Genomic DNA, 13,779 nt, shown 5'->3' on the forward strand with positions numbered 1-13,779 from the left:
TTTCTCTTCTTGTTGTCTTATTAAAGGCTAAGCACGACGCATAGGTACTTGCCCGACTCGCGGCGATTTAGGCGCCTCCGTGTGTCCATCATCGCCATTTCTTTACTGCTTAAAGTGCTTGCCAAACGGAGGCCTGACCCGGGGTATCCCCTTGAGTCCACCACTTGGCTTGGTATTGTTGCCCTTGATAGAGCACCGTCGCGCCACTTTCATAAGCGCGCTGACTATCCCATTGTGCGCTGCCAGCATCTTTACTCAGCGTTTGCCATGCCGAGGATTGATCAGGTTGTTCACCTTGATTCCACCACTTCGCCTCATAGTCGCTGGCGTTGTAGCTCACCTTGTCGCCCGCTACATAAGTAGCACTGGCCTGCCACGCAGGGTAACTTGGGTCAGGGTTAGTGCTGGTATCGGTAACGGTGACAACAAAGCTTTGGCTGGTACTGAGCTCACCATCTGAGACAGTGACAGTAATGGTGTACGGGGTATCGATATCGACATTTGCGGCGGTGATCGTTAGGTTGGCACCCTCACTGCTCATAGTCAGTGGTGCTGGCACATCCCAGCTGTAGTTCAGGGTACTTTGCTCATCGTCAAAAGCATGCACATGAACGACACTGGATTGTCCTTCAGCCAAGGTAATGTCATCAGGCTTAACCACAGTGGGCGCACTATTGCCTGGTGCCTGTTGCACACTTAAGCTATAGCTGTAGTTGGCATTAGTGGTGTATACCTGATTTACCAGCGGGTCGCCGCTTTGGTAGACCACTTGACCTTGCTGGTCTTGCAAACCAATTTGCATATATTGGCTGTAGTCGAGATTAAGCATAGCCGCGAGGTCTTGCTGCCAGCTTGCTTGGTTATCGGCGCTGACGGCAAACATTTGGTTAACTAGCTCTTGACCGCTCTCGTCAAATAGCCGCACCCAAATAGAATCACCCACCGCCGGCGTTTGACCTTGTTGCAAGTAGTAACCAATGCTTTGCCATTGGCTGGGATCACTAGGCCCGCCATCACGCACTATGGTGATGTCACTACAGTTGTAAAACCCCTCTCCAGCTGCGTCATCACGCTGCCAGCGTGTGTACAAGATGGCATCACCTTGGCGCTCAGCGGGAATGGCGACATTCATTTCATAGTAGCGATGACCCTCAGCGTCCTTGATAAAGTCGATATTGCCCACTTCTTGCACCAGCTCTAGATCGCTCCAGGCAAGTGTTTGCGTGGCGCCATCAAACCCGGGTTTGCTTAGGTAAAACTTCCAAAAGCTGGGGTTATGTGGAGTGGTCGCACGAAAGCGCACCTTAATCTCGCCATTAGCATTGGGGGTCACGTCACTGCGTTGCCAATGTGCTGAAGGTAAATTCATACCGCGCTTGTTGGTGTCTCCAGCGGCGCACAAGGTGCCATCGGGAACGCTGGCCTCAACCGCTGCTTGGTTGTAGTAATCAGCGGTGTTAACGGCAAATTCATGTTCTTGAATAAACTGAAAGTGCCCTGATTCCAAATAGGCTGCGCGACACGCCAAGTTGGGAATGTTGGAGCCATCTTCTGGCCACCAATAACCGCCCTGAGCCTGACAAATAGCTTGGCGGGCCTTCGGGCTATCCATATAACCGTGAGCATAAGCTTGGCTGGCACTGAGCGCAGCACCAACGGCTAGCGCTGACACAGTCAGTGATAATAATTTCGCTTGTGGTGTTCTCATATCAATGTCCTCGTTGACAAAAGAGACCCGAGGCAGCCCTTGCAGGGAGGGCATGGGGCCGCCTCAAGTCTAAGATGGCGAGTTACAGGCTACAGACCTGATCCCAATCGGCGCTGCTACCCGGCTCAGCAGATGTCCACCACTTCGCCTTATAGACAGCATTACCGTTGACCATTAAGTCGCCACCCGCAGCATGGCTAGGGTTGCCGGCGTAGTCACTTTGTGGCCAGTTAGGATAAACGGGGATATCGGCAATCGCGGTGCCTTCACAAGTACCATCGCCGCTGCCATTGCCACCGCCAGTGTCGCCGCCTGTTCCAGGCTGGGCATCAGGAAGGTGCGGGTATTGCGATTTAAAGGCATAGGTTTTGCCATTTTTCTCGATAGTAAAGTTTGCAGGACCGGTAATAGGCATGTAATACATTACCTGCGCATTCACCGTGTCACCTGGAGCAAAGGCTTTCTCTTGTCCGCCCCATTCGTTGGTCAACGTGATTGAGAAACGGTGGAACTCATTCTCAAAACCACCGATATTGTTACCTGCTGCATTCGAGCCATTGACGTCGACCGCCATGCCCAGTTTCTCTTGTGCGTTCCAGTTAGACTTGAAAATGGCAGAGGTCGCCACTGGCACATCGAAAGAAATTTTGGCACCACTTAAATCAATGTTTGAGTTGTTAGTGAAAGCAAAGGTTGGAGCAATCGGGTAGTTGTCATCACCGACCGGGAAGTCCTTGGCTTCAAAGCTCACATCAACCGCTTCTGTTGGCACTACAAAATTAGTATTGCCTTGGTCAATGCTGTACGGCACGCCGCTTTGATTAAACTGATTATAAGCAAGGGTAGTGAGCGTTGAGCCCATGAAGTACTCGCCCTTGGCCTGGTCATAATCGTAGTCACCCGCCAATTCCCAGAACATAATGCCACCAATGCCTTGGTCGATAACGTATTGCACTTTAGTGGCCATTGATTCCTCGTCTTCCATAGACAAGAACACATTCTTATCGGCATTCCATAACCATGGCGCAACGGCCACGTTGTCATAATGACGCGTGTAGGTGCCAATCAGCTGATCATCTGGATCGGTTTGTGGCGTTAGGCCATAGGTTGCGCCATAGCTTGGGTAAATGCCGTTTTCTAAGTTCTTGGCATGCCAAAGAGGGTTAGAGCCTGCTGGCATTTCTTCGCCATTGGCATCTTTATCGTGCCAAAGGTTATCAATGCCAATGGCACCGTTACCGCATTTGTTTTGCTCGCCAACGCCCGTGCCTGCTGGACACTCGCTTTGGTTCGGCAGCGCCGCTTGGCCCCACAATCCATTGGTGCCACCTTGTACGTCTTTAAAACCACGGGTGTAATAAGGAATACCAATATTGATACGCCCTGCCGCTAGCGCGCCACGGAAATAGCGTACCGCCCAATCGGTGTTCAAATAGCCAATGCCTTCGAACTCCTTGGTGCTGTATACATTCCATTGCGCCAACTCCGAGTCTTCACCGGTGTCGTACAATGCCGCATTGTGCCCGACATGAGAGTTCCACGCGCCGTGCAAGTCGTAAGACATAATGTTGACGTAATCGAGGTATTTAGTGACCTGGAAGGTCTCCATACCCCGCAGTAGGTAGCCCGATGACGGTGAAGCAATCGTGAGCATATAGTGCTGACCATCTTGTTCACCCGCTTTATCAAGCTCTTCACGTAGCACCTTCATCAATTCTTTGTAAGATGCATTGAGACTAGCGCGCAAAGGGTTGGAGATAGCAAAGTCATCTGGGTGACCAGAGTCCTTCATTGACGATGGGTATTCGTAGTCAATATCCACACCATCGAAATCGTAGGTACGAATAAATTCAACCGCACTTTGTGCGAACGCGGCAATACCTGCGTGATTAATTGAGCCATCAGCATTGGTGGTCATGGTGTAGAAGCCACCGCTATTGACGCGATTGCCATTTTCGTCAAAATAGCCGCCAGTTTCAGCCCAGCCACCAACAGAGATCAGCGTCTTCACGTCTGGGTATTGTTTCTTGTACTTATTAAGTAGGTTGAAGTGACCTTTGTACGGCAGGCTTGGGTCCATTTCAGCGCCCGGTTCACCTGGCCATTCCATGTTGGTTGCTGGGTTGCCTGGGGCACTGGGGTTACCAATGGACAACTTATTGTTGGCATCAACGTGTGCGAAGGCATAGTTAATATGGGTAATTTTATCCCATGGAATATCGTCAACTAAATAACTAGGTTGCTCATTGGCGCCATTACGCCAACTGGTAAAGTAACCAATGATACGACGTGGGTGATCTGGGCCCATTAGCTCACGGCCGTCTTGATCATAAATAGTACAATACGGCGTGTTCACTCCCGGCGTTTGGTATAAACCTGCTGGGCGACAAGCGTCAACGCCAGTTCCTGGCTCAGACACATCTACCACATTGATCACTTGAGTGGCCGTCCCCGTGGCACCTTGATCGTCAGTCACATTGAGTACGAATTCAAATTGCCCCGTTGCTGGAGCCTGCCAAGTGTAAGCTTCACTGGCGTTTGCTGAACTCAGCACTTGGGTGCCATTCTCACTGAATGTCAGCGCGGTGACTTGGCCATCGCTGTCTGTGCCGCTGAGGGTAAAGTTCAAGCTATCTCCCACCATCACTTGCGTGGGCAGATTAGCAATTTGAATGCTTGCGCTTGGCGCTTCATTCACGGGGGTGCCGCCGCTTACGCTAACAGCATTAGCAAGAGCTGTAGATAGCGCGCCCTGATCGTCTGTAGCCACAGCGCTTATGGTCGCGTCGCCGGCTACAGCTTGCCACGTAGTGCTAAAGGGCGCGGTGGCATCAATCGCGATAGATTGATTATTAACGAAGAATTCTACCTGGCTAACTTGACCATCACTATCACTGGCTGACGCCTCGATGATAACGCTGTCATTTTCAGCAAATTGACTGCCTGCAGCGGGGCTCAACGAGGTGACCTCTGGCGCCTGGTTGACAGCGCTGTCACAAGCACCCAAAAGAGTCCAGTCTTGCCATTGTCCAGAATTCTCCACAGGATTCGTTTGCGTCCACCAGTTCGCCTCATAGGCACTGTTTTGGGCCTGGACTTGGCTTCCGCCAACGTAAGCGTCACCACTTTGCCACTGGGCTAAATTGCTGCAATCAACAGCAAAAGCACTGGCGCTGCTCATACCTAAGCTGGCAAAACACATCGCCAGGGCGCTGCGTTTAAAGCCGCTTTCGCGCATACTTTGTTTACTCATTTTGTTCTCCACGACGTAAGGTTTGTTGCGTTATTTTTATAACAATATATTTACAATGCTTTTAAAACTTATCACACCTATCCGGCTCTTCAAGCAATAGTCGACCACTTTTTAGACGTTTTAGTTCTAGAAGAACCGTTTGTTTATTCGAATAAATTGCTAAAAACTGGGGTAAGCATGCCATTTTATTCATTCAGTTTTTTGTAAGTTTGTACCTCAAAGCCGCATGGAGTCTAGCAATCACAAAATGAACAAAAGGTTAACCTTTGGTAAACAATTAGAGTTATATTGGGTACATATTTATTTCGTCTAGTTTATAACCAAAACAGTTTTTTAATAGCTTTGATGATAGAAAATGCAAAGAGTTATGCTATTTAGAAATATAACATTAACGTCAACGTTAATATCCCTGCACATGTTGGTGGTTTTTACTTGCCGTTCACAAGCACTGGGAAAAGGGTTGACGGGGGAGTTAAGAGTGACACGTGTGCAAGCAGGATCACCGCCATAAGCGTTACTCTGGCGGTGGTAGGCCTAGTCAGCGCGCTGACAGTTTAGGTATTAATCATGTGAGCGAGAGAAGCGCACCACCAGCTCACAGAGCTCATCTGATACAGTTGTTAAGCGAGTAATAGCTTGTTGCGCTTGATCCGAGCTTTGCTGACTATCATCAGCCAGGCCGGCAATACTGACCACTTGCTGGTTAATATCCTCAGCCACATGAGCCTGCTCTTCAACAGCCGCAGCCATTTGATTCGCCATGTCGTTAATGTTGGCCACCGCCTGAGCAATACCACTGAGTTTTTCGGTGCTTAGTTGCACTTCATCAAGGCCTTGTTGCGACTCTTTACGCCCTTGCTCAGCAATAGTGACCGCCTGCTCACTGCGGCTATTGAGCTCGCTAATGATCCCTTGGATCTCTCCGGTCGACTTTTGTGTGCGTTGTGCAAGCTGCCTTACCTCATCAGCTACCACCGCAAAGCCTCGGCCTTGCTCACCAGCACGTGCCGCTTCAATCGCCGCATTGAGTGCCAATAGGTTGGTTTGCTCAGCAATTTGTTCAATCATTTGCGCCGCTTGCGCAATCAAGGCTGACTGCTCTGAGACCCCTTGTACCGAGTCACCGATTTGTTGCACCGTGTGCCCTAAGGTTTCAATAGATTGACGAGTCTTATCTGCCACTGCGGCACCTTCTGAGGCCAAATCATTGGCCTCGCTGGCTTGCTCAGAGGTCAGCTGTACATTTTGTGATACTTCGCCAATGGTGGCCGTCATTTCGTTCATTGCCGTGGCGACTTGCTCGGTTTGCTGATGCTGAGCGTCTATTTTCTCTCTCGCATCGACCGACATGGAATAGCTGCTGCTGGCATCTGCAGCAACACGGTTCGCGGCATTATCGATACGCGTTAGGATGGTATTTAAATGCGCCCTGTCTGATTTCACCGCTACGCTTAAACGCCCCAAAGGGCCACCATGATCGCAGTAGCTTTGCACCGCAAGTGGGTCGCAGAAGCGATCGCCTATGAGTGTGTCTAAGCGTTTTTTCAAACGCACCCGGGAAAAGGTATTAAATCCGGCAAACACTAATACACTCACCAAGGCCACCGCCTCGGCGGCAACAGTATTGCCACTTAGGAAGATAATAAAAGCGACTGCGAGGGCAAGACCCAAGGCATAAAACTCAGTATTGTTAGGCAGTGTGAACGTGCTTTTGTTGTCTCTGATGCGCGCGTAAAGTGCCTCTGCGCGGACAACATCCTCACGTCGTGGGCTGGTGCGTACCGATTCATACCCTACCACTTTACCTTGTTCGGTAATCGGCGAGACATGGGCATCAACCCAGTAGTAGTCACCATTTTTACAGCGGTTTTTTACTAGCCCCATCCACGCTTTACCTTGCTTTAGGTAATCCCACATTGTTCTAAACGCCGCAGGTGGCATATCGGGATGGCGGACGATATTGTGAGGTTGGCCAACCAGTTCGTCGCGGCTAAAGCCACTGATATCGACAAACGCTTGGTTACAATCGAGGATAGTGCCGTTTAAATCAGTGACGGAAATGAGCTTTTGCTCAGGAGGAAAACGCTTTTCACTAGCGGTGATGGGTTGGTTATTTCTCATTAATGATTCCCTGTTACGACGCCCGTGCCGTGCCGCACGCATAAAACTCTATATTAACAAAAACTTATACTTTATAGATAGCATTTGCTTGGCAAAAAGATAACAGCTGCCATACTTACAATGTGAGTGTTGTAAGATGTTGTAATTTATTACATAGTTCAGTCTAGTTAAGCTTTGCTCGAAATTGCAAAGAATTCGCTGGGTACAGAGCTGTTGCCGGTCAATTTGCATTAACAATACATCTTATCGGTGAGTTGTTTACCTTTGTTCACCTTAGGTAAATTATTGCGTAGACGCATTACCCGGGGATGTGACATAATAGCGGCAAACTCACCCTAAAGAATTAGTTTTAGTAGCAGTCTGTAGCAAGCTATTAAAGGGCTAACCCAGCCGCACATCGTCACTTGGTTTAAGTTAATTGGCAGTATTACTATTGACTAAATGTAAATTTGTTTTCACTGTGGTTATTGCTCTGGTTGTCTCGGGTTTAATAGCGCAGCCTACAAGAGCAGTTGCATCCACCCACTACGAACAGTCAATCGCTTTTTATTACGGCGAAGTTGACTCAGTGCGCGAGCTTATAAGCTATCAGCGGGTTGTGGTGTCACCGGAGCAGCTGTCAAAACGCCAGTTACAGCAATTAAAAAATGCCAATACGCAAGTGTATGCATATCTCAGTGTAGGGGAATACCTAGGCGTAGATACCCGGCTTTTAGACGCCGCAAGCATGGGCCGTAACAGCGCCTGGCAAGCCGAAATTATGGATGCGGCATCCCCTGTGTGGCGTCAACATCTGCAACAGCAAACTGAGCGCTATCAACGCCAGGGATTCAGCGGTGTTTTTCTCGATACCTTAGATAGTTATCAACTTGCACTACCTCGCGAGCAACATGCCTCGCAACAACAAGCGCTTGTCTCGCTCATCGATAATATCGCCACATCACTGCCGGTGATGCTCAATCGCGGCTTTGAATTGGTCGACAAGCTGGCCCAGCCGCCGCAAGCGGTGGTCGCCGAATCACTGATGTATGGCTTCGATATAACCAAAAATGTCTATACTCGCCAAAGCGATAGCGATATCCAGTGGCTTCGCACCAAGCTTGAGCACATTGAGGGCTTGGGCATTGAGGCCATTGTGATTGACTACCTGCCAGCGGGTGTAGAAGCCAGAGTCGCGGCAGCAAAAGAAATCGCAGCTTTAGGCTTCACCCCCTATGTCAGCGACGGCTTATTACAGCAGTTTGGGGTTTCTTTGCACTACCCTGTTCGTCGGCGAGTGCTGGGGGTCTATGACTCGAGCGTAGTGCTTAAAAAGCAATCTGCTTGTCATAAATATTTAGCCACCTTAATCGAGTATCAAGGCTATGTTCCCCAATGCGTTGATATTCGTGATGGCCACCTTACGCAGCTTGATTTGAATCGGTTCGCCGGCGTCGCGTTTTGGCTCCCCCAAGCCAGTTATCAGCATTTAGATGCACAACAGCTGCTACTGCGCAGTATTTCTCAGCGGCCAACAGTCATTATCGGTGAGCTTCCCGATGATGAAGCCTTGCTAGCGCGTTTAGGGATACGTGAAAATGGCAGTTACATCGGCGCGCTTGAAAGTAGCGGAGCCAAGCTCACCTACCCCATGCCCCATGCTGCGCCCAAACAATTTCCTCGATATCAGTTAACTGATTCACGCACACCGGCGTTAGTGAGCATTAATGATAGCCAAGGCAATACGGGCGTGGGCGTAGCGCGTATGCCCTGGGGTGGGCTGTTTCTTGAACCTCTGACGGTCCAAGAGTTAATAGGCGATCGCAACCGTTGGCCACTAGAGCCATTTGCGCACCTAATGCCACTGTTTTCTCTTGCTGCTATTCCGGTGCCCGATGTCACCACAGAATCCGGGCTGCGCATCGTTACCGCGCACATCGATGGCGATGGTTTCCCCTCAGTCGCTTGGCTTCCTGGGCGCCCCTATGCTGGCGCATCAATACTCAATAATGTGCTGAAAAAATCGCCCCTCCCCCATACGGTTTCAGTGGTTGAAGCGGAAGTTGCTCCTCATGGCTTATACCCTGACATTGCCAATGAACTAGAGGAAATAGCGCGGCAAACCTTCGCGCTTGATAACGTTGAAATTGCCTCGCACACCTTTAGCCACCCTTTCTTTTGGGACGACCGTATTGATGCGAAAGAAAAGCTCTATGGTGATTCCTTACCGGTCCCCAATTACACCCTTGATTATGACCGTGAAGTGTTTGGCAGTGTGCGTTATATCAACGAGCATCTAGCCCCTAAGCATAAGCAAGTAGAGGTGTTCTTGTGGTCTGGCATGGCCGACCCAACCGCTGATGTCATTGCTAAAACCAGGCAACTCGATTTATACAACGTCAATGGCGGCAACACCTATGTACTCAACGATAACTACTCTATTGCCCAAGTATATCCACACCTAAACTGGTACAAAGACGGCATTCAAGTCTACGCTGCGGTGATGAACGAAAACCTCTACACAGAGCTGTGGACTGAAAACTACCGAGGCTTTGCCCGTGCTAGTGAAACCTTTGAATTACTCGGTACGCCACGACGCTTAAAGCCTGTGAGCATTTACTACCATATGTATTCCGGGGTTTACCCTGCTTCTTTAGGCGCATTAGATCACCTCTATGATTGGGTAGAGAAGCACGAATTAACACCACTGTACTTAAGCGAATACGCCCACCGTGCGCGCACGCTTTATGAAACTGGGGTGGCTCGCGCCATTGATGATGATAACTGGCATATTACCAGTACCGGCGTGAAATCGTTGCGTATCGCCAGCAATCAACTGCCAGATGGTGACAGTGAAGGCATCGCAGGGGTCACCCCAGGCCCGGATGGCAACTACATCACCTTAGTACAGCCACGCTCAACTTTATCGCTTAGCCAAGGCGATGCGGCGGCGTTTTCTAACCGTGCCTATTTAGCTAAAGCCAACGCGGTGATTGAACACTGGCAGTGGCAAGGAGAGAGGTTACGCTTTACAGTGCTCGCTCATCGTGATTTGCAACTAACGTTAACTAATGTCGCTTCATGCCAAGTAAACAAGCTCAGCGACCCCGCGCTTACGCTTTATAAAGCAGCTAATCAATGGACAATTCGCAGCACTCAGCGTGGACGCTACCATGTTGAGCTCCATTGCCCGGGGCAGGGTCAATAACGATGAACCCGCCAGCGCGTATTCACACCAAAGGCGACCCTCGCGGCGACAAGCGTATCGTGTTGATGAGTCGTCGTGCGCTGATCACCCTTGCAACGGTAACGTTGGCGCTGTTGTGGATACTGCAACCCAATCGCGCTCTGCTGATTGATATGCTTGAAGACGCGCAAGACCCCACAGTGGCCATCGCCTTCTTGAACGTGCTTAAAAGCAACCAAGTACCGAGTTTAAAACTGGATTTAACCCTCGCAAAGCAACACTTCAAGCTCGATCAATATCATCAAAGCTTGGCCCAGCTAACACCGCTAACTAAATTTGCCGACTCCGCTTTACTTACGCAAGCGCAAACGCTCTACGCCGACAGCCTACTGCGACTGATACAGCGCCAAGACCCAACGGCGCGCAGACAATTAATCGATTATTTAAACGCCCTAGTGCCAGAGCTCAACTCATCACAACGTCAACACTTTGCCAGCTATGCCTTGCAAATAGGCGAGCCTCGCCTTGCTTATCAGTTGTTAAGTCAGCAACAAGGTGAACATCAGGCTTTATTGTCTTTAGCGTTGCAGGCGGGGCTTAAAGAGCGGGCTATTTTTCACAGCCAAGCCTTGTACGAGCAACAACCCTCAGATGCGCACTTTGAGCAGTTACTTGGGTTATATAGCACCCAACAACACTGGCAACAAGGTGAGGCGCTTATTCGCCGTCATCAGCATCAGTGTGACAACACCTGTTTGCAGTTGAGTATTAACTTCTTGCGGGCCGCCAACAAGCCAACGTTAGCAGCCCAAATAAGTGCGAGTAAGGCCAAACAAAGTACTGATCCCGCTGATTGGCGCCAAGCCAGTGAACGCTTTGCTGAGGTGGGTGATATTGAACAAGCCGCAGTGTGGCTTGCTAAAGTTTTGAGTGTTGCACCTACTTTGGCAGATAAGCGCCAACTTCATGATTACTATCTTTGGCTGGGCGATACCGCCAGTGCGCTGGTACTTGCAAAGCAAATTATTGCCACGCAACCTGACAAAGCCCTTCTGTGGCAGGGTGTCAGTGAAGCTTTAGCAGAGAGTGACCTATTTGCTTTGAGCGACTTTTACTATCAGCTAGCACTCAAAGACGAGCTCGATGATAGCACCCTAAAACAATGGGTCGACTTCAGTGACAAAGCCCTAGGCGCACAAACGACCCTCACGCATTTGCAAACGCTGCATCAGCGCTTTCCAACTCGAGAGTTTTATTGGTTCCAACTCGCGCGTTTTTATAATTTTGTCGGCGCACCAAAGCAAGCCACGGCCTTGTGGGCAACTTTGCCGCTTGAGCCGACATACGATTACATCAACTTGAATTACTTTGCGCAAAGCTTTGTCGCGATTGGCGAGGTAGATAAGGCGCTGATGCTACTTTATCGATACAGCGATGAAGAAGCCTTAGATGTAGAGCAGCTTACCAACTTACAAGAGCTGGCGACCTATATCGCAAACAGGCCATTGCAACAGCGTTTTCAGCGTGCTCGTGTGTATCGAGGCGACACCAGTTTGGACCCCTACTTACTGATTGCCACCCACAATAAGCTAGACCAACAAAGCTTGGATACCTTGTGGCTTTATTATGCGCAAACAAAAAGCATTGTGGTGCTCAATCATCTCCTAGAATACGGCCTCAGCGAGCAAAATACAGCGCTGATAAACCGTGCCAGCGACGCCTTAACAGCCGATCACAGTGGCGACAAACGCTTATCCGTGCAGCTATTGCGCGTGCGTTTAGCCATGTATAAAAAACACCATACTCGCGCCAAAGAGCTGCTAAGTACATTACTCACCCAGTACCCGCGTAACCCGAACGTGCAACAAAGTGCATTTTGGCTGGCGATAGACAGTCAAGACACCCCATGGCTGCGTGAGCTGTACTGGTATTTAGCACCACACAACCAGCAGACTGCGTCTATGTATCAGGCTTTAGCTTATGCGGCGCAACAACTGGGCGAATATACTCATGCTGATAGCTGGTATCGCAAGTTAGATAACGCCGAGTTAAGCACCGCCGCTGATAAATTAGCCTGGGCTTCGCTGTTGCAAAATCAAGGTGCTTTAGCGCAGGCTCAACGCTTGCGCGTGCAAGTGCTGACACAATTAAGTGCTGAGCTTCGCGCCCTCCAGGACGGCGAAATCAGCTACGTATCATTGCTACGCACCTTAGTATCGCCCGCCTATGCCAGCGCACAGCTCAATTGGCATCTGCACCAAGGCAACGGTGGCGCCGATATCAATGCCTTGTTTAGCGACCCAACGCTTGGAGCCTTGCAAAAGATAGCCTTGTTAAAAGCCCATCAAGTCATCGCTTCCGAGCAGTTCAATGACAGCATTTTATTGTCTTTAGCGCTGGCACAGCACAACCACTCGCAAGCGCGTACTTTGGCTTACCAATCAACAACACTGACCGCCACTGAGCGGGCCACAGCACTCTCGCAATTAGGTGATAATTTTGCCGCATGGCAACTGGGCCAACAAGCCCTTAATAGTGGTGTCGCCAAACAAGATTTAGCACCATTGCAACGCTTTTTAGCAGCCCAACACGACCGCCATGCCCATGGCGTGCGTTTTGAACACAGCCTGCTTGACACGTGGCAGCTAAGCACAGAGCAGCTTAGCTATTATCGTCCTCTGGGCGATGGTCATATGGCGCTCTCTTATCAATATGATAGTGGCGACCCCGCCTCAACCCTAATCGATCATTACCAAGACCAGAGTGTGAATCTAGATTGGCGGATACGCGCTCGACCGCGTTGGCAAGACCTGCACTTTGGTATAGCCATTAGCGAGCGCGATACCAACACGGTATTTGGTCAGCACGCAAGCGCAACGTGGCAATCAGATAGACGTCTAAGCCACACCTTGAGTGTGCGTCACAGCATGCCCTCGCAGCAAAGTGAAAATCTCTACATGCTCGGCAATGAGGATAGGCTCGCCTATCAACTGAGTTGGCAGCCAACGCGCTACGAGCAAGTAAATATAAATATTTCGCGGGCGCTGTTTCATTCCGACTTTGGTGAGCCTATCGGTCAACAATGGCAAAGCAGCGTGCGTCTGAGTGAGCAATTCAACTTTACTCCGAGTTGGCAGGTGTATGCGCAGTATGACCACCAAGAAAACACCTTGGACGAGCGGCCATTACAGCGATTAACAGCACACTTGCAGCGCCCAGAGCCAGTTAGAGCTGTGGATTTTCTAACCCCTAAATACCGACGTTTAGCGTTGGGCCAATCGTTGCTGCGTGGTGAAGTCTCACAACCTGGGCGAAACACCCCAGGTATGCGCTATTGGCTTGATACGGCCGTGGGTTATAACTTTATTGAGCAACGCGTCGATTATTCGGCTAACGTTGGGCTGGGTGTGCAAGCATTTGGCAATGATGAATTTTTCATAAAGGGTGTGTGGCAAAGTGCCGACCAAAATGGCCGTGAGAGCTTAACACTCAACGTGGGATACTTTATCGACTTTTGATGTGAGGATAAAA

5 protein-coding genes are annotated in these 13,779 nt (G+C 49.9%); 2 read left to right on the plus strand and 3 right to left on the minus strand.

Annotated features, from left to right (window positions below):
• Positions 1-109 precede the first annotated feature (109 nt).
• The 3 genes from MHM95_RS07100 to MHM95_RS07110 all read right to left on the minus strand — a co-directional run bounded on the left by MHM95_RS07100 (position 110) and on the right by MHM95_RS07110 (position 7,082).
• On the minus strand, positions 110-1,762 hold the full coding sequence (locus tag MHM95_RS07100) for a lytic polysaccharide monooxygenase (protein ID WP_343224297.1): 1,653 nt from the start codon (positions 1,760-1,762) through the stop codon (positions 110-112).
• A gap of 28 nt (positions 1,763-1,790) precedes the next feature.
• Positions 1,791-4,961, minus strand: a complete 3,171-nt coding sequence (locus MHM95_RS07105; RefSeq protein WP_239384845.1) for a glycosyl hydrolase family 18 protein — start codon at positions 4,959-4,961, stop codon at positions 1,791-1,793.
• Positions 4,962-5,522: 561 nt separating this feature from the next.
• A complete protein-coding gene (locus tag MHM95_RS07110) occupies positions 5,523-7,082 on the minus strand; it encodes a PAS domain-containing methyl-accepting chemotaxis protein (protein WP_239384853.1) in 1,560 nt (519 codons plus the stop codon).
• 433 nt (positions 7,083-7,515) lie between these two features.
• Here MHM95_RS07110 and MHM95_RS07115 point away from each other — a divergent pair, with 433 nt between their 5' ends.
• Positions 7,516-10,269, plus strand: coding sequence for an endo alpha-1,4 polygalactosaminidase (locus MHM95_RS07115; protein ID WP_239384863.1), 2,754 nt, complete (start codon positions 7,516-7,518; stop codon positions 10,267-10,269).
• A gap of 2 nt (positions 10,270-10,271) precedes the next feature.
• A complete protein-coding gene (locus MHM95_RS07120; RefSeq protein WP_239384868.1) occupies positions 10,272-13,766 on the plus strand; it encodes a hypothetical protein in 3,495 nt (1,164 codons plus the stop codon).
• Positions 13,767-13,779: the final 13 nt, after the last annotated feature.

Origin of the sequence: Pseudoalteromonas sp. CnMc7-15 (genome assembly GCF_022347925.1) — a bacterium.
In the GTDB taxonomy this organism is placed as follows: Bacteria; Pseudomonadota; Gammaproteobacteria; order Enterobacterales; family Alteromonadaceae; genus Pseudoalteromonas; species Pseudoalteromonas ruthenica.

Coding starts and splice junctions, on each gene's coding strand:
- MHM95_RS07100 (WP_343224297.1), bottom strand. CDS start 1,762: ATGCCCTCCCTGCAAGGGCTGCCTCGGGTCTCTTTTGTCAACGAGGAC.
- MHM95_RS07105 (WP_239384845.1), bottom strand. CDS start 4,961: ATGAGTAAACAAAGTATGCGCGAAAGCGGCTTTAAACGCAGCGCCCTG.
- MHM95_RS07110 (WP_239384853.1), bottom strand. CDS start 7,082: ATGAGAAATAACCAACCCATCACCGCTAGTGAAAAGCGTTTTCCTCCT.
- MHM95_RS07120 (WP_239384868.1), top strand. CDS start 10,272: ATGAACCCGCCAGCGCGTATTCACACCAAAGGCGACCCTCGCGGCGAC.